Here is a 22932-nt window from a genome sequence, read left to right as displayed (position 1 = left end):
GCCGCGGTCCGTCCTCGGTGAGATCCTTCAGCGGGAGATCTCGTCCGTAACCCGTCGACGCTCACGCCATTTCAAGGAGATCGACCTGTTGTAGATGCGCCATCCGTCGCTGGTGCGGCGCAACCGGTCGGAGTAGGAGCCGCCACCGGAGACGCGGATGATCTCACCGGGCGTGTCCGTGCGACGACCGGTCTCCATCTGGTAATCCGAGAACGCCTGCGCCTCATCGCCTTTGATCTCGATGACGGTGTTGATCAACGGGTGCTGCGCGAACAGCCAGGCGGGGTCGGGCACGGACAGCCGCGCCTGCATCTGGGCAGGGGTCTCGCGTTTGCCGCCCATCGGGGTGAAGTCGATGATCGCGTCGTCGGTGAAGGCCAGTTCCCATGCTTCCCAGCGTCGTTCATCGAGTCCGTACGCGTAGGCGCGCAGCGCGGCCTCGATCTCGAGTCGGTCCTGTAGCACGTTGATGTTGTGGTTCATAACCTCGTCTTCGAGCATAAACTCCATTACAACATAATTTGTGCATGATAGTATGACGATCTCGATTGTCTTGCCGGAGTGACGTATTCGACAGGATCTGCCGCGATCGAGCACGGCAATCTGCCCCGGCCGCTGCGCCGGATCGCACTGTTTTCGAAAGAGATCCACGCTATGTATCCAGACGAGGCCTCATCACAACGAGTACGTCAGGCCCGCCGGGTGGCACTGTCCAGCTATCTCGGCACGATGATGGAGTACTACGACTTCCTGCTCTACGGGTCAGCCGCGGCGCTGGTGTTCAACAAGGTCTTCTTCACCGACCTGAGTCCGCTGGTCGGCACCATCGTGTCGCTGGCGACCCTGGCCACCGGCCATTTCGCCCGGATCGGTGGCGCAATCCTGTTCGGGCACTTCGGTGATCGTCTCGGCCGCAAGACGGTGATGGTCACGACGATGACGATCATGGGCTTGTCCAGCGGGATCATCGGCCTACTGCCCACCTACGCGCAGGTCGGCAGTCTCGCACCGGTACTGCTGGTGCTGCTGCGAGTGATCCAGGGGATCGCGGTGGGCGGTGAGTACGGCGGTGCGGTGCTCATGACTACCGAGCACGCCCGGGACGGGCGGCGCGGCCGGTTCGGCAGCGCGGCCGCGATGGGAGCTCCCAGCGGATCGGTGCTGTCGTACGGGATCATGTTCCTGGTGGCGTCCCTGCCGACGCCGGACCTGGTGTCCTGGGGCTGGCGAATTCCGTTCCTGGGGAGTTTCGTGCTGCTGGGTGTCGGGCTGTACTTCCGATCCCGCGTGCCGGAGAGTCCGCTGTTCGTCCGTCAGCGGTCCGAGAGCCGACCTGTCATGCCGATCGTCGCCCTGGTGCGGAGGTACCCGCGCCACGTGGTTCAGGCCGTGTTCTTCCAGGCCGGAGCCTATTGCGGCCAAGGGGTTTTCGGCGTCTTCATCATCTCGTACGCGCCGCATGCCGGTTTCTCGGCGAAAACAGCGTTGCTGGCGGTCACCTTCGCGCAGATCGCGGCCATCGCGACGACGCCGTTCTATGCGACGCTGTCGGACCGCGTCGGGCGTAAACCGGTCGTGCTGGGCGGGATCATCGCCACCGCGCTGTTCACCTACCCCTGTTTCCTGCTCGTCGACACGGGCTCGACCGTGGCGGTCGTCGCCGCGCTGTTCGTGTATTTCGCCGCGATCAACACCTGCGTGATGGCCGTGGCTCCGGTCCTGCTGACCGAGCTGTTCCCCACCGAGATCCGCTACACAGCGGTGTCGACCACCTATCAGATCGCCCAGGTGCTGGGCAGCGGACTGTCTCCGCTGGCCGCGGCCGCGATCTTCGCCGCCACGGGTGGCACGAGCGCGGTGTGGGTCGCGGTCTTCATGATCGCCGCGGCCGTGGTGAGTGGTGGGTTCGCCTGCTTCCTGCCGGAGACCCGCACGAGCGACCTCGCCGCGGCTACACCGTCGGCCGCGGACTCGTCGCGGCGGAATCCGAACTCGTCGGCCGCGGTCGGCCTCGCCGAGTAGTCATCGCGGCATACGTCGCGACTCGAGTCCCGGTGCCGTCGGCTGGGTGCGTGCGTTCAGTGTGCTGAACGCACCCGCCCATGACCGCGTCGAGTACGTTGCGGCGGATCGAACACCACCGATTCGGAATGTCGCCTCGTCGGATCGACCCGCCGCACCGAAGTCAGCTCACGACCAGTCGACGCTGAAGTACTGCGTCTCCAGGAACTCCTCCAGTCCGGCTCGGGCGCCCTCGCGGCCCAGGCCGCTCTGCTTCATACCGCCGAACGGGGCCGAGGGGTCGGACACCAGACCGCGGTTGATGCCGATCATTCCGGAGTCCAGCGCCTCCGCGATACGCACTGCCCGCTGCAATTCGCCCGCGTAAACATATGCGGCCAAACCCATTTCGGTACGGTTCGCCTCCCGGATCACCGCTGCCTCGTCGGTCCAGGCGACGAGCGGGGCGACCGGGCCGAAGATCTCCTGAAGTACGACGTCCGCGTCGGCGGGAACATCGACCAGAACGGTCGGCGGAAAGAAGAATCCGGTGACCCCGTCGGCCACGGTCGCCTGCCGCGCGATCCGGGCACCCTTCGCGACGGCGCCGTCGACGAGCGCGGTCACCTCCTCGACGGCCTTGGCCGAGATCAGCGGGCCGATATCCGCTCCCGCCGCGGCCGGGCCGACGGTCAGCTTCTCGACCGCGTCACCGAAACGCCGGGCGAAGTCATCGATGACGTCCGCGTGGACATAGAAACGATTCGCGGCGGTGCACGCCTGGCCGCCGCCGCGGAATTTGGCGATCATCGCACCCGCGACGGCGGCATCGAGGTCGGCGTCCTGCGTGACGATGAACGGTGCGTTTCCGCCGAGCTCCATCGAGGCGTTCACGACTCGGTCGGCGGCCTGGTGCAGCAGGACACGTCCTACTTCGGTCGACCCGGTGAAGGAGATCTTGCGTACTCGCTGGTCGGCCAGCCATGTGCCCACTACCGCGCCGGATGTCCGGGTCGGCACGATGTTCACGACCCCGTCGGGCACCCCGGCGCGGGTGAGCAGCCGAGCGATGGCGAGGGCGGTCAGGGGCGTTTCCGACGCGGGCTTGAGCAAGGTCGTGCACCCCGCCGCGAGAGCGGGTGCGAGTTTGCGGGTTGCCATGGCGGCGGGGAAGTTCCACGGTGTGACCAGGGCGGCGATTCCGACCGGCTTGTGGGTCACGATCGTCCGGGTGCCACCGGCGGGCGACGATCCGAAACCGCCGCCGCTGCGAACGCATTCCTCGGCGAACCATCGGAAGAACTCGGCGGCGTATCCGACCTCACCGCGCGCGTCGGACAGCGACTTGCCGTTCTCGGCGGCGATCAGGGCCGCGAGCTCTTCGCGGTCCTGCGTCATCAATTCGAAGGCGCGACGCAGGATCTCGGATCTTTCGCGAGGCGGCGTCGCGGCCCAGCCCGGCAGGGCGTCGGCGGCCGCGTCGACGGCGCTGTTCGCGTCGGCCACATCGCCGTTGGAAACGGTGGTGATAACGCTGCGATCGGCCGGGTTGTGGACGGGGAACTCGCCCGCCCCGCCCTGGCGCCACCGGCCGCCGATGAGGACGTCAGCGGCCGGGCCGGAATTTCCTAATTGTGCAGTAACCATGCTGACTATTATGTCTAACTTGGCTGCAGATGTATAAGGACGCTAGGTAAGTGGGGCTTGCGATCGGCGTGACGAGCCCGGTCGCACGGCGCGGTCCTATCGATGGTCGCGGCTGAGTTCGCAGGCGCCGGCCGGTCCGATATCGGCATACAGCTGTGTGGCCAGTCCGAGTAGATCCTCGGCCGAGACCACGCCGCGGTCCACATCGTGTGACGGGGCATAGCCCGCTTGGGCCAGGGCCGTTCCGCCGATCTCGGAGAGGCGATGGGCCGTGTCCCACACGAGTTCGCGCCAGCTGAGCCAATTCAGCGCGTCATTGTCCATCGGTGCGGCCGGGAGCAGGTAAGCGGCTTGTTGCGCCAGGTCTCGGATCTGTTCGATCTTCATGGGCGTGCTCCTCGGTCTCGCTGACGTTCACCGCCTGTGACGGTAGTCACGGCCCAAGATCATGTCAAGTGATGCTATTGACACGATACCTGGCGGCGGAAGCGGCTCGTCGGACTTGTATTCTGAGGCGACCATGGACAAGCAGACCGAAACAGTGGCCGCTGCGCTGGAACGCCTGGCGATCACGCTCGGCGAGAACGGCGCGGTTCCGGTCGGCGAACTCGTGCGGGCCCTCGAGCGCGCGGCGGAGCGACTCCGGCTTCGTTACGAGCCGTCCGAGGCGCCACCCGACCTGGTGACACAGGCGGAGGCATCGCGTGTCGTCGGGGTCAGTCGCCAGGCGGTCAATCAGTGGGTGCGCAAAGGCACGTTGCGGATCTACGAATCGGGCAGTGCGGGGGGGCGGAGCAATCCGCGAGTGTCGCTGTCCGAGGTCGCGATCGCGGCCAACCGGCGGGCGCCGGCGGCGTTCTCACCGGTCGCCCGCCGCGAGTTGATGGACTTCCTCGAGCGCATCCGCGGCATCGGGGCGCGAGATCTCGCCCGCAGCCTGCGCGACTCGCTGACCGAGGATTCCGGCACCGGCGACTATTCGCACGGTTCCCAAATCCTGCAGGAGTTCGTCGTCGCGGCGATGGAAAGCGGCGACCGCAAGCGCGAATTCACCGCCGAGGGGGTACGGCGCCTCGCCGATCTGCGTCCCGAGTTCGTCCTGGACACCACCACCGATTTCGGGGGGCTCGCCGAATCTCTGGGGTTGCTGGTGCATTCCTCTGTCGGCGTATCCGGATTCGATTCCGCGGCAACGGCATTACTGGGTCTGCTGGGGGTGGCCACTGTCGGTACCCGATTCTGCGGTGACGATACGGCGGTCGCGCACACGATCGCCGACGCCGCCCGAGAGGTATGGGGTGAGGATTGGACGGCCCGGCTCTATGACGCCGTGTCCAGCGTCGGCGGGCTTCGCCCCCCGCCGCTGGTCCGTTATACGGCGTCGCTGACCTACCTGGACAACAACCGTTTTCTGCGTCAGGCGCAGAGTTCCGGCGTGACGATCGCGTACGCGCGGGGCCCGGGAGCGGTTCTGCCGCAACGTTTCTACGGAGCGCCGATTCACAACGACATCCTGCGTGGCAGTCGGCTCGACGGCCCGGTCTGGGCCTTCACGAAGGACGCCGCCGCCGCGGTCGGGCGGCCCACGCGCAATCCGAGTGCGGTCAATCCTTTCCGAGTCTTCAATTACGAGTACGGCCTGCTGGACGGCTCGATACACGGGATCAGGCGATACTGCTTCTCCACGGCCGATGCCCGAGCTGAGTTGACGACCACGTTGGGCGCGCTGCCGTCGGCGCAGCGCAAGCTGTATCTGAGCACCGCCGTCGAGACGCTGGCTCGCACCCTCGCCCAACCATTCATCGAGTTGGTCGCCATCGACGCCGAAGAAGACTTCGACTGGTGGAAGGACCATCTCATTCGCGCCTCGGAGCGTGAGATTCTCATCGGGCTCCGAGACGACGACGCCCGCCGCGTTTCGCACGCGCTGCTGGTGCAGACGAATACGCTGCCGAGTGTCGTGGAGGCGGCGGATTCGGACAGCGCGCTGCGCGACCGCCTGCGCATCTATGTCAAGAATCTGGAATTCGACGTGATCGAGGCGCGGTATGCCGACGACCTTCGCCGCGGCACGGCCCGCATGCTGAAAGCCGGTGGGCAGTCGCTCACCGAGGACGAGAGCTACGCGATCGCGAAGACCGAGATCGACTCGCTCCTGGCCTGATTGTGGTGTCCGACGCCACGTACGGCCTACCAATAATGCTGATGTAAGCTTGCTGAACATGTTTGCGTGGTCGAAATCCGCCGTTGATCGGTAGCTGATATGCCGCGCGACAAGAAGGAAGGGGCCGACGTCACGATGCGAAACGGCGGTATCAGCGTCCGAGCCCGGTGGGTGTCGGTCGTCCGATGAGCTGGCTCGACCGCAGTACCGAGTCCGTCGTGGTGGACGGGGCCCAGATCCGGTATCGCCGTTTCGGCCGTCCCGGCGGGACGCCGATCGTGTTGGTGCACGGCGGTGCGGCGCACGCGGGATGGTGGATCCACGTCGCTCCTGTGCTGGCGGCGGATCACGACGTGGTCGTGATGGAGCTGTCGGGGCACGGTGACAGTGCGCATCGGACGTCGTACTCCGCGCAGTCGTGGAGCGCTGAGATCGCGGCCGTCGTGGGCAGACTCGGAGCCGGTCCGGTCCATGTGGTGGGGCACAGCATGGGAGGTCTGGTCGCCATGCTGGCGGCGGCGGAGTATCCCGAGGCGGTACGGTCCTTGCTGCTGATCGACAGTTCCGTGGTGAGCAGGCCGGTCCTGCGGCCGCTGTCGCGTCAGGTCTTTCATTACCGCTCGCACGCGGAAGGGATTGCCCGCTTCCGGCTGCGTCCGCGGGGCACGATCGCGGACGACGAGACGCTGGCCCGTATTGCCGCCGCCGGCTTGCGGGAGGACGCCGAGGGCTGGCGCTGGAAATTCGATCCTTATGCGATGGGGCGCATTCCGCGGGACGAGCTGGACGCCGCGACGTCGGGGATCCGGTGCCGGGTGGAGTTCCTCTACGGCGAACACAGTGAGCTGGTGGACCAGACGACCGTTGATCATCTGTCCGCCGTGCTGGGCCGCGACGTGCCGTGTCGTATCGCGCCCGGCGCGTACCACCATGTACCGATCGATGCGCCGGAGGCCACTGTGCGGTCGATCGAGCAGATCATTCATGCCTCGGGAGCCGCTCACCACCAAGCTTAGTTGTGATACAACTATGTTGGTTTTGATTTACACTTCGATTACGAAAGAAGGCGAGCATGAGCGGTCGCCGATCCGAGGGACCTCTCGCGGGCGTGCGGGTCATCGATGCGACGTCGGGAATCGCCGGTCCGATCGCATCGATGATCCTGGGCGACTTCGGCGCCCAGGTCATCCGCCTGCAGGATGGCCTGAACGATGCCGGAGCCGACCTGCCGGGCTCGGTCATGTGGCACCGTAACAAGACCATTACGTCCATGGGACGTGGTCCCGCACTCGTGGCGGGCGCCGATGTGGTGGTGACGAGTGGCGCGCAGGCCGCGGCTGCCCTCGGCGTACCGGTCGACGGGCCCGAACCCACCGGCCTGGTCCACCTGCACGTGCCGGGTTGGGGAGCCGGTAAGGACCTCGATCCGCTCACCGCTGATCGTTTCATGCAGGCCGAGTACGGGATCGCGCGGCGGCAGACGTCGTTCGGCGGCGGCCCGGTCGACTGCGTCTATCCGTTCGCGACCTACCTCCAGGGCACCTGGGCGGCCGCGTCGGCGATCGCCGCCCTCGTCGGCCGCGAGACCGCCGGTGTCGGACAGCGGGTGGTCGTGGATCCGCTGCACGGCGCGATAGTCGCCGCGACCACGACCATGTTCGCCGACCCGCTGGTCTCCCTGCCCACCACGAGTGTCGGGCCGGGCGGCCCCAATCCGGCTTTCGGCACCTATCAGTGCGGTGACGGTGAGTGGCTGTTCCTGGGGGCGCTGGGCGTCAAGTTCCAGGACATCGCCTTCGAATTGCTGGGCACGACCGATATCACCGAACACCCGCGGATCGCGGCCAATCGGGAGCAGATCTACGCGGTCGATCTCCGCGACCAGGTCCGGGCGCGGATCGCCGAGGGTTTTCGTGCGAAGGACCGCGACGCCTGGCTCGCCGAATTCGCCGAGGCCGGTTGCCCGGCCAGTGCGGTGGGCGACCGCGACACCTGGCTCGATCACCCGCAGATCATCGCCCTGGGCCAGCGGATCGAGATCGATGATCCGCAGGTCGGCCGAGTAGTGATGGGCGGCAACCCCGTTCGCTTCTCTCAGCTGCCCGAGCCGGACTACCAGGCGCGAACCTATTCCGACACAGTCGAATGGGAAGACGACCGACACGAGCGGCACGCTCGCCGAGCGCCACAGGATGCCGGCGCTCTTCCCGGCCGCGGGCCGCTGCACGGCATCCGTGTGCTCGACCTGGGCACCGTGCTGGCCGGTCCCTATGCCGGACAGTTGCTGGCCGGTCTCGGCGCCGATGTGGTGAAGGTAGAAACGACCGGCGGCGACGAATTCCGGGTGCGCGGTTACATGATCAACCGTGGTCAGCGAGGTTTGTCCATCGACCTGAGGGATCCGCGCGGTTATGCGGCATTCGGCGAGCTCGCTGGTACCTGCAATGTCGTTCTGGACAATTTCCGTCCCGGTGTCGTCGAACGGTTGCGGATCGATCTGGAGAATCTGCGCGCCTTCCGCCCCGACATCGTGACCACGTCGATCACCGGATACGGCGGGATAGGCCCGCTCGGCCGGCAGCCCGGCTACGATCCGGTCATTCAGGCGCTGTCGGGCATCATGCGCGGCCAGGGCGGCGCGGCGGAGCCGGTCTTCTGCACGGTGTCGGTCAACGATGTCGGCGTCGCGACCTTGGCCGCACTGGGCACCTGCGCGGCGCTGTACCAGCAGATCAGCGGTCGCGGCGGTCAGGCGGTGGCCACCTCGCTCGCCGCGACGTCGGCATACATGCAGAACGGTGAGCTGGTTCGTTTCGCCGGTCGTCGTCCGGCGGAGTCCGGCGGGCGCGATTACCCTGGCCCATCGGCGATTTCGCGATACTACGAGTGCGCCGACGGCTGGGTCCGGGTGCACCTCCCGTCGGCCGAGACAGCCCTGAAAGCAGGTCTCGCCGACGCCGCGGCGTTGCACAGTGACGATTCGCTGGCCGCCGCACTGACCGTGGCCTGCAAGGAACTGCCCAGTCAGCAGATCGCGGCCCTGGTCGAGCCGCACGGCGGCACCGTCGCTCGCGGACGGGACAACAAAGAGTTGCTCTTCGACGAGGTGACGTTGGCCGACGGTCATATCGGCGTGGTGACGTGGCCCGACGGAAACCGGTCCTACATGCCGCGCCAGTACGCGGCATTCGGCCGCCATGCAGATAACCCGATGATGACCACGCCCGGTATGGGTGAGCACAGCAGGCAGATCCTGATCGAGGCGGGTATCGACAGTTCGAAGGTCGATGAGCTGATCGAGGCCGGTGTGGTCGTGCAGGGTGAGCCGCTGCACTCGGTCGCCGGTACCGGATACCGCTGAGCGTCAAGGCTTTCCGGGCATCGTCTGGTGACGATGCCCGGGACCGGCGTGATGCCTTCGGTGGCGGCGTTATCGAGATCGAGCGGCAGGGCGCACCTTTTTGCATTCGGTTGCGGATATCGTTGAGTGTCAAGGCTTCTGGGTGTTGCCATGGTGGCCGGGGGCGGCATGGTGCCCTCGTCGGCGGCCACGGCGTTGCCGAGATCGAGCAGCCGCTGGTGCGATGGTTGACGAGTCGGCCGTGTAGGACGCGTCGTGACATTCGGTTGCGGATACCGTTGAGCATCAAGGCTTTCCGGGAATCGCCACGGTGGCGGTACCCGGAGCCAGCACGGTGCCTTCGTCGTCGACGACAGCGATGTCGAGATCGAGCAGCCGTTCCGAGTCGGTGTCGCGCACAGCCAGGACGACGCCGCGGCAGACGAATCCGGCGTCCTTCAGCGCGGGAGCGCGGAACCGCAGGCGTACCGTGACGATTCGCCCGGTTCCGTCCAGCCACTCGCGCAACATGTTGTGGACGTAGGACCACTGTAGTCGTCCCATACCGATCGCGCCGGAATAGCCCGCCTGACGGGCCGCGTCGTCATCCATGTGGATGGGTACGAACTCGTCGTTCACCGCGGCGAATCGGTTCCACTCCGCCAGGCCCGAGGTGCGGTGCGGGGACTCGATCACCATGCCCACCCGAGCTTCGTGCGCTGCCGTATTCCGCATCGTCAGTGCTCACTTCCATTGCGGCCGTAGCGAATCGAGGTGTCGATTCCGGTGCGGACCAGTTCGTGATCTTGATTCGTCCAGGTGACGGCGGTCTTGGTGATCAGCATCGGTCCGAGTCGCCCCGCGGTGACCCGATAGTCAGCGAGTCTGGTCTCGGAATGAATCACATCGCCCACACGCATCGGCACCCCGTATTCCGCCTCGGATCCGCCGTTGAGCTGATGACGCAGTCCGGGGCCGGATAACCCCAGTGCTTTCTCCAGCCTGTCGGTATCGCGGCGGCCAGGGGAGATGACCGGCGTCATCCGTTGGTCGACCGACCATGCGAACGGGTTGAACTCCTCGGGCGCGACCAGTAACTGCCCGTTCGACCTCCGGAACCGCGGCGGCGGGGCATCGGGGTAGTAGACCGCGATCGCCCATCGCCGAATGTCGGACTCCGCGATCGGGAATGACACCTGCCAGTCCACCACGCGACCGATCGCCGCCCGCATTTCCTCGGTGATGAGGTCGTCGCCCGATGAGGGATATTTGGTCATTACTCGCCCGATCTGGATGAGGCATGGATGCCGATGCGGTTCGCGATATGCCGCAGCGGCGGAAGGCTGCCCGGTGATCCGCGCGCCCGCCGCCGCTCGTGCTGCGAGAGAGATTCGTCCCGCACGATCGGCGATCGGCGAAGGCCACGCGGCGAGTCGTATCCGACACCATCCGCGGTCCATCGGCGATCGCCGGACGAATTCAGCTGTTCTGTTGTTCCGCAAGAAGTTTCGCGCGAAATTCCTTGACGACATCGGCCGGGGGAAGGGCGATCAACTCGATCTGGTTGCCGTCCGGGTCCTCGCACAGGAACAGGGTGACGGGGCCGTAGTTCTTGACGATCGTCGTCGTCGGCTCCGAATAGACGTCGTATCCCATGCTCACGAGGCGCTCGTAGATGGTGTGGATGTGTTCGGGATCGACCGGGAAGGACAGCTGCCCGTATCCCATGCGCCCGGGGGACTTCGGGGCATCGCCCTCGGGTTCGGGCAGATCCCACTTGACCAGCTCGAGCTGCCCGACCCGGGAGGGCCCCTGCACGAAGACCGACAGCCCGGTCGTGTTCTCGGGCAACCGCATCAAACGCCAGGTCAGGTCGCTGACCGGCTTTTCGAGGGTCTTCCGCAGCCCGAGCCCTTCGGTGTAGAACCGCAGGGATGCGTCGAGGTCGCGTACACCGATCGCGACGTGATTGAGTTCCTTGACTGCCGCCGTTGTCATCGTGCGGATCCGTTCTGTAGTGGTGGTCTATCGGTGTGCTTGTCGGGGCCGCGGCTCAGAGCGGGAACCCTTCTTCCTTGAAGGGACCGTCCCGCCAGGCGAGCGCCTTCTTGAGCCCTTCTTCGGCGGCCTTGGTCTGGAATTCGCCGCCGCCCGGCCGGAAACTGCGGGCCAGCACGTACCACGGCACCGACGCCTGCAACGCGGCCCGGAACCCCATCGTTTCGTAGGACTGATTGAGCGTGAACTTGTTCGCGGCGAGCATCGCCGGATGCAATTTCGCGATCGGGCGCAGCTCGCGCGCCACCTGCTCGTCGAGGTCCTCGGCGGGGAAACTCTTTGCGATCCAGCCCATTTCCGCCGCGCGGGCGCCGGTGACGGAATGACCGGTGAGCTGAAGATACTTGGCCTGCGCCATGGACATCTTCCACGGGAAGTACTCGATGTCGGGCGTCCCCTGCGCGCGGGTGGGAGGGTATCCGATCAGGCAGTCGTCCGAGGCGAACACGATGTCGCACATCGACATGATTTCCGATCCGCCCGCCAGGCAATGACCGTGGATCTTGGCGACGACCGGCTTCATCAGATCCCAGATCGTCAGCCAGTCGCGCAGACAACTGCGCGGAAACTGACCCGTCCAGGACTCGTAGAGTGGGCTGTGATTCCACCCCTCGGGGCGCTCGGGGTTCTTGCTGCCGCCGGCGTAGCTGTTCATGTCGTAACCGGCGCAGAACGACTGACCCGCGCCCTCGAGCAGGACGACGGTCACATCGTCGTCCTGCTCGGCGGATTTCAGCGCCGTCAGAAGGTCACGGCGCAGGCCGGGGCTGAGCGCATTGCGTTTCTCGGGCCGGTTCAAGGTGATCGTTGCGATCCGGTCCTGGACCTTGTACAGAATGTTGTCGAACTCCATCGCGTTCCTTTCGTGCTTGCGGAGGGGGCTAGGGCAGAGGCGGGGCCACGATTCCCTGGGCGATCAGTTCATCGATCTGCGTATCGGTCAGACCCATATCGATCAGCACTTCGCGGGTGTCCCGGCCCTGCGGGGCGGGGGGAGTTCGAAGGCTGCCCGGCGTGCGGCCGAGTTTGACGGGGATACCGAGAACCCGGAAATCGCCGACCGCCTGCACCATTCCGTTGAGCTGGACCTGGGGGTCGTCGAGCACCTCGTCCAGCGGCCGGACGACACTCGCCGGAATGCCCTGGGCGATCATTCGGCGAACCATCTCGTCGTCCGTGGCCAGATCGGCGATGAGCTTCGCCAGGAGCTCCGTCAGCTCGCCGTCGTGTTCGAGGCGGTCGTGGTTGGACCGGAAACGCGTGTCCTCGGCCAGCTCCGGCGCATCGAGAAAATCGCACAGCAGCCGGAATTGATGGTCGGTACCCGCCGAGACGTAGATGTCATGGCCACCGGCGGTCCGGAAGATGTTGCTCGGGGAGATGCTCGGATGCCCGGCGCCCATGCGCTGGGGCCGCTTGCCATCGAGGAAGTAGGCCGCGGCCGCCGGATGCAGCAGGCTGATCGCACTGTCGAGCAGACTGATCTCGACCACTTGGCCCCGGCCGGACGCCGCGCGTTCGTAGAGGGCGAGCAGGATGCCCGAGAACGCGTGCAGTCCGGTGGTGAGATCGGTGATCGGCATGGGCACGCGCAGGGGCCCCCGGCCCTGCTCGCCGTTGAGATGCATGATGCCCGCGTACGCCTGGAGTACCGCGTCGTATCCGGGTAGCCCGCCCATCGGGCCTTCGGCGCCGAAAGCGGATATGCGGCAATAGATCAGGCGCGGGAATCGGGCCAGGAGATCCTCGGTATCCAGGCCCCAGCGCTCCATCGTGCCGGGTTTGAAATTCTCGATGAGGACGTCCGCGCGGTCGAGCATGCGCAGCAGCAGTTCCCGTCCGCCCGGAGTCGCCAGGTCGACGCTGGTATGGCGCTTGTTGCGGTTCAACCCGGCGTAGTAGGCGCTGACATTCTCCCCGTATGTCTCGCCCCAGGCGCGGGTCCCGTCGCCCGCGGGCGGCTCGACCTTGATGACATCGGCGCCGTGGTCACCCAGCAGCTGTGCCGCGTACGGTCCGGCGAGAACGCGCGAGATATCGACCACCCGGACACCGGTGAGCGCACCTGCGGCCGCGGGAGTTCCAGCGGCCGATGTCGCCGCCGACATATCGCTCTCGGGTGCGGCAGGACAGGTCTGGGTCGGCAATGGGGTGTCATCCATGCTGTTTCCTCCTGCCCCGGACCGAATTCATCATTGCATTATTACTGCAACATTACAGCATGACAGTTGTGGGCCCATAGCGTGCGTAGAGCCTGCCGGCAGTCCCCGGGAAGGGGACACCGGCAGGCCCGGCCGAATGGCGGGTTCGACGGGTCGCCAGCGGCTCAGGAGACCGGCTTCACGCAGGTGCTCGCGAGGTCACCGGTCGCGCCGTTGCCCGACGGACCGGTCGGCGGGATCGCTGTCGGATCCTTGTCGCCGGTGTTGTACTTGAATTCCCACAGGCACCACACGGTGGGACTGTTCTGCCCCTTCGCGTAGCTGATGGGCTGGGCCAGCAGGCCGCCGAGCGTCTCGTTCTGAATCGTGTACATCGCCGACATCACGCTGTCCCGGTTGATCTCGGCGGGCTTGGCGTTGTTCAGCGCCTTCGCGAGCAGTTCGAGCGATGCCCAGACGGAGGTGGCCTGGCCGCTGGTGTACGGCGTCTTCGGAGAGTACTTGTTCATCGCGTTGCGGAACGCCGCTACCGCGGGCGTATCGGCCCACCATGGGAAGCCCTGCGTCGCGTCGACGGTTTTCGCCCCGGAGACCTTGCCCACCTTGGTCTGGTCGAAGCCGGAGTTCGGCATGGCGAAGGTTCCGGTGTATCCCTGCTGCAGGCAGTCGGCGATCAGGCGCACGCCGACATCGACGCCGATGTTCATCGCGATCGAGTCGACACCGGCGTTCCGGAACGCCAGGCACTGCGCGGTGTAGCTCGTAGCCGTCGCTGAGATCTGTTGCGCACCACCGAATTTCAAGCCGAGCTGGGACGCGTACGCTTCCGCGGGCTTGGCGTTCTGCGCGCAGACGGCGACTTCCGCGCACGCGGCGAATCCGACCTTGGTCGCCCCCGCGGACTTCGCTCCCTGGATCATCGACTGCACCACCGCGCGCTGACCGGAGACGTCCTGGAACAGATTCGGCGCGGCGCCCCACGTCGCGTCGTCCGACGAACCGCCACCGCTGAGGACGGCCATATTCGTATCGGCCAGCACGCCCTTCATCGCCGTCTCGGCGACCAGGTCGGTCAGCATCAGAAGGTCGACGCTGCTGTCGGACTTGTATGCCTGGACAGCGGATTGGGCCCCAGGGACGGTGTTCTTCGAGTCCGTGACCTTCAGCACGACCGGGTGTCCCAGAATGCCGCCGGCGGCATTGGTCGCTTTGACCCATGCCTTCGCCGTCGCCACTCCGGTGATGCCGTTGTTCGCCTGGGGGCCCGATTCCGAGGCGACGTAGCCGATGGTTATCGGTGTGCCGGGGGGCATATTCGCGACGGCACCCGTATCGCCGTCGCTGTCGCTCGTGCTGGTGCCGCCGCAGGCGGACAGCAGCAGGCATCCGGCGGCCATGGCGACGCCATATCGTAAGAATCGCCTGCTGGGGATGTTCATCGGTGACACGTTCGTGCTCCTCGTAGTGCTGCCCGTCCGTCGGGCGGCGGACCGGGTCGGCTAGACACTAGATGAGTCATGCATCACTTGAACATGTTTTAAAGATAATTATGTTCGGCTGTCGGCCGCTAGCTGGTCGAGCCACTCGTCGAACTGGTGAAACGTGCCGTCCGGGTCCTGGACGAGCAAGATCCGCATTCGTTGCTCGGGCTGTTCGCGTAGCGGGCCGGCGACCGCTCCGGTCCCGGACGCCGATGGCCATATGTGATGTAGATTGCATGGCAGACCCCGTAATTATGCTGCTGGTTACAAGGGAATCCCCATGTCAGGGGCATGATCTGGCTGAACACTTGCGATCTTGCTCACGTTGGATTACTTTGAAAGCAATAGCCAGCATGATTGAGCGGAAGGGCTCGATGTCTTCGCCGCTCGAGAGCGTGGCAACTGTCCTCGATCGCCGGTAGCCCGCCGATCGAGGATATTCATTTGTGATTCGTGGTCGCCGACCTGAACAGCGTCGGCACCCTGTCCCGCGATTGCGGTCCCCCAGCATTTTCCCTTGGAAAGTCCACTCCTGAGGCGTAATTCGTCTACGGGAATTGGCCGGCTAGGTATACGCCTGTCCATCGACGGGCGATGGCCGCCGGTATCGCCAGCCGTGGCGGCGACTGCCCTGAAGTCGTGATCAAAACATGGAAATTCGAGATGAGGTCGAATCATGAGCAAATTGGCGCATATCGTGGTGAGCACCGCGGCGACAGTTTCGATTGTCGGAGCGGGCATGGGTACCGCCTGGGCGGCACCGACCGGACCGGCTGTGCCGTCCGTAGGCGTGGCCGCGGGTACCTCCGGGGTTGCCCCGGCCGCGCCCGAAAGCCGCAATGGCGCAATAAATTTCACTGCCAAGGCGGTCAATGATTCATCGATCATCACGACGAGCGCGGGTTCGCTGGCTGTCGAACACGGCATCTTCGAGATCAAGGCGGCCAATGGCGCCGTACTCGCCGGCACCCCGCTGAAGTTCCGCATCGACGACTTCGAATTCCCGATCGCGGCACAGATTTCCGGTCGCACCGCTACATTGACTCCGCAGATCGATCGCGAGCACGCGGTATACAAGCCGGTCGCGTTGCCGTATGAGAACAAGGCACCGTGGAAGACCGAATATGACCGCGAGCAGGCCGCCTGGAGCCGCCTGACCAGCTCTATCACCACGGGCGCCACCATCGGCACCCTGGTCGGTGGCCTCGGTGGCGGCGCCCTGGGCTGCGTCCTCGGCGGTATCGCCGGTGCGACGGTCGCCTCGGCCACCATCATCGGCCTGTTCGGCGCGTTCATCCCGGCTGCGGCTGTCGGTTGCGTCGCCGGCGTCCTCGCTGTCGGTGCCGTCGGTACCTTGCTCGGTCAGATTTTCGTCACGGCTCCGATCGCGATCGGAGCGGCGATCCAGTACTTCAGCACGATCAACCAGCCGTTCGTCCCGGCCAAATAGGTCGAATCAGCCCGTTGCGGCATCCGTGGCTCACCGCTTCGCCCGCCCCGGGCGCAGTGCCGAACCCCGCGGTGTCGATGTGATCCGCTGGTCGGATCGAGGGACTTCCGGCCCCGGACGCCAGGCGTCCGGGGCTGCGGCTCACACGTGATCCGGTTCCAGCGACTCCAGGATCGACGCCAGCGGAACATCCGGGTCGGCGAGCAATGCTGTCTCGATCCGGGCGCGCTGTGCGACGAGTTTGCGGGCGATGGCGAAACCCTTTGTGTCGTTGACCATTTCCGCGGCTCGCAGCTCGCCGTCGTGCAGGAAGAAGACGGCGTGCAGCTTGCCGTCGACGTGCCGGTGCACGACGGTATCGCTCGCTCCGGACAACCCGACGGTGCGCACGGTGGTACCGAACTGGTCGGACCAGAACCACGGAATGCTGGTGTACGCCTTGCCTTCTCCGAGAATCACCGACGATACGGTGCGCGCTTGTTCGGCGGCGTTCGGCACGGATTCCAGCCTTCGCGAACCGCCCCATTGCTGGTCGGGATGGCGTGAGCAGTCCCCGATCGCGAAGATCGCCGGATCGGCTGTGCGGCAGAATTCGTCCACGAGTACCCCGTCGGATACCGCGAGGCCGCATTCCGCGGCCAGGGTGTCGTTGGGCTCGATCCCGACACCGATGACAACCAGGTCGGCGTCGAGGACCGTGCCGTCCTCGAGTTCGACCGCGGTGATCCGGTCACCCTCCCGGCGGAGGTCCCGGACCCGCGTATCGACCCGCACCCGAACGGATTCGGCCTCGTGGAGGTCCTGGAGATGACGGGACAGCGCCGTACCCGCGACCCGGCCGAGTACTCGGCCGGCGGCCTCGATCACGGTGACCTCCAACCCGAGCCCGCGGGCCGTCGCCGCCACCTCGAGACCGATGTATCCACCGCCGAGCACCACAAGCCTGGCACCCGGGGTGAGTTGTTCGCGCAGTGCGGAAGCGTCGTCGACGGTGCGTAGATGATGAACGTTGGCGGCCCCGCGCAGCGCCGGGGCGGGCAGCGTCCTGGCCCGGCCACCGGTGGCGATGACCAGTGTGCCATAGCTGATCAGATCACCGTTCGCGAGCCCGATCTCCTTGTGGGCGCGGTCGATTCGGGTCGCGGGCGTACCGGTCCGGATCCGGACATCGAACTTCTCGTAGAAGTTCGCGGGCCGCAACGCGATTCGCTCCGGTGCGATGCCGTCGCGCAGGTATCCCTTGGACAGGATGGGGCGGGCGTAGGGCAGATGTGTCTCGTCGCCGATGACGACGAGACTGTCGCCGAATCCGTTCATGCGCAGCGCGGAAGCGAGCTCTATGCCCGCGTGACCGGCCCCGATGATTGCGACAGAGGCGCTTTCGTGCATAGGTCGTCGTTACTCCTGTGTCGGGGGAACGTGTAGGACGAGTCCGTCGAATGTCTCCTCGACGATCAGCTGACAGCCGAACCTGCTCGTTGCCGTCGCGGGAGCCGCTGTCTGATCGAGCATGCCCAGCTCGTCCTGGCCGGGCGCCCCGATGGTGTCGGTCCAGACGTCGTCGACCATCACGTGACAGGTAGCGCAGCTCATACTGCGCCGGTAGGTGACCGGCCCCGCGACCCGCAGGTCCGGGTAACGCCGGTAGAGCGCGGCGAGGGCGACGTCGATCTCCAGCCGGGAGAGCCACTGGCCGAGGCAGGTATGGATGCCGTAGCCGAGATCGAGATGCTGTCGCGCGTTCGCGCGGCCGATGTCGAGCAACTCGGGATCGGGGAATGCCGCGGCATCATGAGCGGGAGACCGCGACGACGGACGACACCCGGATTACGGGTTCTTGCGCGCGCATCGCTCGGTAGACCGGGAACGGATCGGCGATGATCTCGTCGTCGAAGGCGTAGAGCCGGGCCAGTTTCTCGGCGATGGGGCTGGGAGCGCAGGACTGCGGGGTCATGAGAGCCTCGGGATCTGTCGGTTCATTCCGTTTCTCCGACGTATTTCTCGAACATGTTCCCGTCGAGCAGCGTCTGGGGATCACCGTCGTAGACGATCGCGCCGCGGCGCAGGACATAGGCGTGGTCGGCGATTTCGAGGACGCGCAGCGCGAACTGGTCGACGAGCAGCAGGCCGATTCCCGACGAACGCAGTGTGTTCAGGAATTCGAAAACGGTGTCGACGATGATCGGCGCCAGACCGAGCGACGGCTCGTCGACGAGGACTACGCGCGGCTCGGACAGGTACGCGGCCGAGAGAGCGAGCATCTGCTGCTCTCCGCCCGACAGGGTGCCCGCCTTCTGGGACAGCCGCTTGCCGAGTACGGGAAAGGCCGAGATCGCCTTATCGACAGCGTCTTTGCCGGTCGCCTTGGTCGACTGCATCGCGAGGTTCTCGCGGACGGTCAGGTTGCGGTAGACGCCGCGGCCCTCGGGGATATGACAGAGTCCATCGTTTGCCCGGCGGTGGGGCGCGGTGCCGGTAATGTCCTTCCCGAACAGCTCGACGGTGCCCGTGGACGGCTTCATCAAGCCGGAGGCCAGGCGCAGGGTGGTCGTTTTCCCCGCGCCGTTCGGGCCGAGCAGCGCGGTGGCCGAGCCGGGCGCCACACGCAGCGACACATCACGCAACACCGCGGTTGTTCCGTAACTCGCGCTCACCCCGCGTAATTCGAGGGCGGGCGAGTCGGTCGCGGTGCGAGTCGGCGCCTCGTTCGGCGCGGAGTTCCTCATCTTCACAGTGCACTTTCATCGAGAGCCATATCCAGCTCGTTGGACGATCCCAAATACGCCGCTTGAACCACGGGGCTGGTGCGGACCTCATCCGGTGTGCCGTGGAACAGCAATTCGCCGAAGTCGAGCACGTAGATATCGGCACAGATATCGAGGACGAGGCCCATGTCGTGTTCGACCAGCAAGATTCCGCAGCCCCGGCGGTTCACGATGTTCGTCAGGGTCTCGCCCATGCGTTCGGTCTCGACCGGATCCAGGCCGGAGGTCGGCTCGTCGAGCAGCAGGACGTCGAATTGTCCACAGAGACAACGGGCGAGCTCCACCAGTCGCCGCTGACCGGTGGACAGCTCACCGGCGCTGACGTCCCGGAGATGGCCGATGCCGCACAGATCCATGGCGTATTCGGTTGCCTCGCGTGTGGCACGTCGCTCGGCGGGGGAGGCGACCAGCTGAGCGCGCAGTCGCGAGCCCGCCATTGCGGATTCCATACCGAGAGCGACGTTTTCGGCGACGGTCAGCGAATTGGCGAGCTGCATCAGCTGGAAGGTCCGTCCGATGCCCCGGCGCCCGCGTGCCGCCGAGTCCAAGCGGGTCACGTCGTTGCCGTGCAGGAGGATTCGGCCGGATGTCGGCGTGAGCAGCCCGCTGACCGCGTTGAATGTCGTGGTCTTCCCGGCACCGTTGGGACCGATGAGTCCGGTGATCTGTCCGGTCGGTGCGGCGAAGCCGACGTTGTCGACCGCGGTGCGTCCGCCGTAGCGCATGGTCAGATCGCGGACCTCGATGCCCGTGGCCGCGGCCGGGGTCTTGCGCGGATCCGCGCGTTCGAGCACGGACGGTGCGGATTTCGGCTTGCCGCCGAAGATCCGGTCGATCACCGCGCGGGCGCGTTGCGGCAGCGGGGCCGGACCACCCTGCATGGCGACCTGGACGGCGAATACGCCGAAGAGCACATTCAGCCACGCACCGGCGTTGACGTCGTGCCAGTACGCCGGGATGATCGCCGTGACCACGCCTACGATCGCGTACCACGGCTCGCGGAACGGCATGAGGGCCAACGTCGCGACCAGTACCAACGAATAGTACGACGAGTAGTAGGAGTCGCCGAGAACGGTGAAGTTGACCGAGGAGCCGTAGAGAATTCCGCCGATCCCGGCGATATACCCCGCCAAGCAGAAGACGACGACCTTGAGCAGGCTCGTGTTCAACCCGAGGGTTCGCACGGCCAGCGGCGCTTCGGACAGGCCCTGAAGCATCCTGCCCAGCCGGCAGTAGTGGATGACGATCATCACCCCGGCGATGGCCACGAAGAACAACAGAACGACGTAGTAATAGCTGGTATCGGTGCTCATCCCGGATGGCCGTGGCATCGGTCGGCCGGTGCCCGTCGTCCCGAAGAACCAGCCCTGCGGGTAGATCCACTGCTCGACGGTGAGCCCGAAACCCAGTGTCGCCAGGGCCAGGAACAGCCCTTGGAGCCGGATCGCGGGCAGCGCCAGCAGCGCGGCGACGGGGACCACGACGAGCGCGCCGAGCAGCACGTCGACCAGCCACGGTAGATGAGTGTGCGCCGAGAGCAGCGCGAATACGACCGAGCCGATTCCGGCGAAGGTCGCCTGACTCAGCGAGACCAAACCGGCTGTGCGCACGAGCAGTCCGAGCGACAGCAGCACGATCGCCTGGGTGAGGCCGATGGTGAAATAGGACAGATGGCTCGTGAACAGTTGTGGAACGAAAGCCAGGAGGGCGACCACGACCACGCCCGCGACGAGCCGGGAGCCGGTCGGCCCCTGATACGGGATCTTCGGTGCGCGTTCTGCTCTCGCGGGGGTGTCGAGCTTGCGCTTCGGGGTCACCATCAGGACGATCACCAGCACCAGGAACGGCAGCGCCGAGGACATGCCGTTGAGCGCGGTGTGGTCGATGGCGAATTTCGTGGTGATGGTTGCCGCCACGCCTACGACGAGGGCGCCGATGTATGTCCAGGGCAGGCTGGAGAAGCCGCCGACGGCGGCTGCGCCGAAGGCCTGGACGACCATGAACGTGAGCGCCACCGAGTCGACACCGGTCATCGGGGCGATGAGCACTCCGGACAGACCGGCGAACGTGGAGCCGATGGCCCATGAGAAGCGTTGCACCACTTGTGGATTGGTGCCGTGCAGGGCGACCAGGTCGGGATCGTTGACCACCGCGCGCATGGCCAGGCCGGTACGACTGAAGCGGAAGAAGCAGAACAGGCACGCCACCGCGACGATCGAGATCGCGATGACGGTCAGTTGGGCGTAGGAGACGTTCGCCCCGCCGATGTGGAGCACCTCGGAGCCGTGCGGGAGGTACTGCGGGACACGCAGGGTGTTGTACCCGAACTTGACCGTCGCCAGACCCTGGACCACGAGCACGATGCCGACGGTGGCCACGATCTTCATCGCTGGTCGCTGCTCGGCCAGGCGGCGAACGACGAGGGCCAGTACGAGTCCGAGCGCGGGCGCCAGCACCAGCACCGATACGAATCCCGCCAGCCACCAGGGCCAGTTCTGTCCGACGTACAACCAGTAGAAGACGAAGGCGCACGCCGCGGCGATCGCACCGTGGCCGATGTTGAAGATGCCCGACGTCTTGTAGGTGAGCACCAGTCCGGCCCCTGCGATGCCGAGCACTGCGCCCGCTACCAGCCCTGCGACAACGAAGGGCATGAGCTCGTTCATCAAAGAATCCTTCTGACTTTCTGCAGGTCGGGGCGGGTTCGCCCGTCGACCGAAAGGTGAGTGACCCGACGCAATATTGTTGCTAGCGTCACACAATGGTGGTGTAATAATGAATGGGATCAGCCCAGGCGTCAATGAAAAAGAATGGACAGACGACGTGACCATGAGTAGGCGGATCGTTCTCGCATCGCGACCGGCGGGGGCTCCGAGGCCGAGCGATTTTCGGGTGGAGGAGGTGCCGGTGCCGCGTCCGCAGGAGGGGGAGCTACTGCTGCGGACGATCTACCTCTCGCTCGATCCCTATGTGCGTGGCCGGTTGGGTTACGCCCACACGTACCGGTCGGCATCGCCACTGCTGCCTCTGGACGAGGTACTTCCCGGCGGAACGGTGTGCGAGGTCGTGGACTCGGGCAGCCCGGAATTCACCGAGGGAGACATCGTTCTCGCCGACCTGGGCTGGCAGAGCGCCGGTGTGCGGAGCGCGGCGACGGTACGTCGTCTCGATCCCGATGTCTCGCCGGTCAGCACCGCGCTGGGCGTGCTGGGCATGCCGGGGTTCACCGCCTACGTCGGGCTGAATCTGGTGGGCCGCCCGAATCCCGGTGAGACCGTTGTGGTCGCGGCGGCTACCGGTCCCGTGGGTTCGATGGTGGGGCAACTGGCACTGCTCTCCGGATGTCGCGCGGTCGGCATCGCCGGTGGACCGGACAAGGTCGCGTGGTTGCGCGACAACGGGTTCGCGGCGGCGCTGGACCATCGTTCACCCGCCTTCGCCGACGAATTGGCGGCGGCCGTCCCCGACGGTGTGGACATCTACTTCGAAAACGTCGGCGGCCGGGTGCTCGACGCTGTGCTGCCGCATCTCAACGCGGGCGCGCGGGTGCCGGTCTGCGGCCTGGTCTCCGAATACAACGGGACGCGGCCCGCCGCGGGGCCGGACCGGCTGCCCGGGATGATGTCGCTGATCCTCTCGCGGGCTATTACCGTGCAGGGCTTCACCTTCGGGCCCTACACCGCATCGCACCAGCAGCAGTTCCTGGACGAGACGGCTCCGGCCGTTCGCGAGGGACGACTGCGCTACCGGGAAGACATCGTCGACGGGCTCGAGGCCGCGCCCACCGCATTCATCGGGCTTCTGGGCGGAGCCAATTTCGGGAAGCAGCTCGTGCAGGTCGGGCCGGATCCGACACGTTGAGAT

20 protein-coding genes are annotated in these 22932 nt (G+C 65.9%); 6 read left to right on the top strand and 14 right to left on the bottom strand.

From position 1 onward, the window contains the following. Positions 1–27 precede the first annotated feature (27 nt). Positions 28–510 carry a nuclear transport factor 2 family protein gene (locus NM2_RS24000; protein ID WP_067673056.1) on the bottom strand — a complete coding sequence of 161 codons (483 nt, stop codon included), beginning with the start codon at positions 508–510 and terminating at the stop codon, positions 28–30. A gap of 51 nt (positions 511–561) precedes the next feature. Here NM2_RS24000 and NM2_RS23995 point away from each other — a divergent pair, with 51 nt between their 5' ends. Then, entirely contained in the window at positions 562–2022 is a 1461-nt protein-coding gene (locus NM2_RS23995) for an MFS transporter (protein ID WP_067673054.1), read from the top strand. Between the two features lie 168 nt (positions 2023–2190). Here NM2_RS23995 and NM2_RS23990 read toward each other — a convergent pair whose 3' ends face one another. Together NM2_RS23990 and NM2_RS23985 are read right to left on the bottom strand one after the other, a co-directional pair. Further along, positions 2191–3648: an NAD-dependent succinate-semialdehyde dehydrogenase gene (locus NM2_RS23990; RefSeq protein WP_067673052.1), complete on the bottom strand. Its 1458-nt coding sequence runs from the start codon at positions 3646–3648 to the stop codon at positions 2191–2193. Positions 3649–3744: 96 nt separating this feature from the next. After that, positions 3745–4035, bottom strand: coding sequence for a hypothetical protein (locus tag NM2_RS23985; protein WP_067673050.1), 291 nt, complete (start codon positions 4033–4035; stop codon positions 3745–3747). Positions 4036–4168: 133 nt separating this feature from the next. On the opposite strand from NM2_RS23985, the gene NM2_RS23980 reads away from it, so the two are divergent. From NM2_RS23980 to NM2_RS23970, 3 genes are all read left to right on the top strand, one after another. Then, positions 4169–5812, top strand: coding sequence for a hypothetical protein (locus NM2_RS23980; protein ID WP_067673048.1), 1644 nt, complete (start codon positions 4169–4171; stop codon positions 5810–5812). A 185-nt stretch (positions 5813–5997) separates the two neighbouring features. Then, positions 5998–6828 carry an alpha/beta fold hydrolase gene (locus NM2_RS23975; RefSeq protein WP_067673046.1) on the top strand — a complete coding sequence of 277 codons (831 nt, stop codon included), beginning with the start codon at positions 5998–6000 and terminating at the stop codon, positions 6826–6828. A gap of 56 nt (positions 6829–6884) precedes the next feature. Then, a complete protein-coding gene (locus tag NM2_RS23970; protein WP_067673044.1) occupies positions 6885–9173 on the top strand; it encodes a CoA transferase in 2289 nt (762 codons plus the stop codon). Between the two features lie 285 nt (positions 9174–9458). Here NM2_RS23970 and NM2_RS23965 read toward each other — a convergent pair whose 3' ends face one another. The 6 genes from NM2_RS23965 to NM2_RS23940 form a co-directional block, all read right to left on the bottom strand. Continuing rightward, positions 9459–9887, bottom strand: coding sequence for a MaoC family dehydratase (locus tag NM2_RS23965; protein WP_067673043.1), 429 nt, complete (start codon positions 9885–9887; stop codon positions 9459–9461). 2 nt (positions 9888–9889) lie between these two features. Next, entirely contained in the window at positions 9890–10429 is a 540-nt protein-coding gene (locus NM2_RS23960) for an FAS1-like dehydratase domain-containing protein (protein WP_245718183.1), read from the bottom strand. 202 nt (positions 10430–10631) lie between these two features. Next, the gene (locus NM2_RS23955) at positions 10632–11150 is read right to left on the bottom strand and encodes a VOC family protein (RefSeq protein ID WP_067673041.1); all 519 of its coding nucleotides are present in this window, start codon (positions 11148–11150) and stop codon (positions 10632–10634) included. Between the two features lie 55 nt (positions 11151–11205). After that, the gene (locus tag NM2_RS23950; protein ID WP_067673039.1) at positions 11206–12063 is read right to left on the bottom strand and encodes an enoyl-CoA hydratase-related protein; all 858 of its coding nucleotides are present in this window, start codon (positions 12061–12063) and stop codon (positions 11206–11208) included. A 28-nt stretch (positions 12064–12091) separates the two neighbouring features. Further along, positions 12092–13372, bottom strand: coding sequence for a CaiB/BaiF CoA transferase family protein (locus NM2_RS23945; protein WP_245718182.1), 1281 nt, complete (start codon positions 13370–13372; stop codon positions 12092–12094). Positions 13373–13536: 164 nt separating this feature from the next. Beyond that, the gene (locus NM2_RS23940) at positions 13537–14811 is read right to left on the bottom strand and encodes an ABC transporter substrate-binding protein (protein WP_084531491.1); all 1275 of its coding nucleotides are present in this window, start codon (positions 14809–14811) and stop codon (positions 13537–13539) included. 781 nt (positions 14812–15592) lie between these two features. On the opposite strand from NM2_RS23940, the gene NM2_RS23935 reads away from it, so the two are divergent. Next, positions 15593–16303: a DUF8020 domain-containing protein gene (locus tag NM2_RS23935; RefSeq protein ID WP_067673125.1), complete on the top strand. Its 711-nt coding sequence runs from the start codon at positions 15593–15595 to the stop codon at positions 16301–16303. Between the two features lie 141 nt (positions 16304–16444). Here the strand turns inward: NM2_RS23935 and NM2_RS23930 are convergent, their stop codons facing one another. Genes NM2_RS23930 through NM2_RS23915 form a run of 5 tightly spaced genes read right to left on the bottom strand, consistent with a single transcriptional unit; the run spans position 16445 to position 21734 of the window. Next, positions 16445–17692: an NAD(P)/FAD-dependent oxidoreductase gene (locus tag NM2_RS23930; RefSeq protein WP_067673035.1), complete on the bottom strand. Its 1248-nt coding sequence runs from the start codon at positions 17690–17692 to the stop codon at positions 16445–16447. A gap of 9 nt (positions 17693–17701) precedes the next feature. Continuing rightward, positions 17702–18067, bottom strand: coding sequence for a 2Fe-2S iron-sulfur cluster-binding family protein (locus NM2_RS47745; RefSeq protein WP_084531490.1), 366 nt, complete (start codon positions 18065–18067; stop codon positions 17702–17704). Between the two features lie 25 nt (positions 18068–18092). After that, on the bottom strand, positions 18093–18257 hold the full coding sequence (locus tag NM2_RS49305; RefSeq protein ID WP_157121276.1) for a hypothetical protein: 165 nt from the start codon (positions 18255–18257) through the stop codon (positions 18093–18095). A gap of 22 nt (positions 18258–18279) precedes the next feature. Further along, positions 18280–19029: an ABC transporter ATP-binding protein gene (locus tag NM2_RS23920; RefSeq protein ID WP_067673033.1), complete on the bottom strand. Its 750-nt coding sequence runs from the start codon at positions 19027–19029 to the stop codon at positions 18280–18282. A 2-nt stretch (positions 19030–19031) separates the two neighbouring features. Then, positions 19032–21734 (bottom strand): branched-chain amino acid ABC transporter permease/ATP-binding protein, encoded by a 2703-nt coding sequence (locus NM2_RS23915; protein ID WP_067673031.1) that lies wholly within the window; start codon positions 21732–21734, stop codon positions 19032–19034. A gap of 163 nt (positions 21735–21897) precedes the next feature. Here NM2_RS23915 and curA point away from each other — a divergent pair, with 163 nt between their 5' ends. Next, on the top strand, positions 21898–22929 hold the full coding sequence (curA, locus tag NM2_RS23910) for an NADPH-dependent curcumin/dihydrocurcumin reductase (RefSeq protein WP_067673121.1): 1032 nt from the start codon (positions 21898–21900) through the stop codon (positions 22927–22929). Positions 22930–22932: the final 3 nt, after the last annotated feature.

Origin of the sequence: Nocardia miyunensis NBRC 108239 (genome assembly GCF_001613065.1) — a bacterium.
In the GTDB taxonomy this organism is placed as follows: domain Bacteria; phylum Actinomycetota; class Actinomycetes; order Mycobacteriales; family Mycobacteriaceae; genus Nocardia; species Nocardia miyunensis.
The sequence above is the reverse complement of the archived record's forward strand: the minus strand, read 5'-3'. Positions and strand labels throughout refer to the sequence as shown.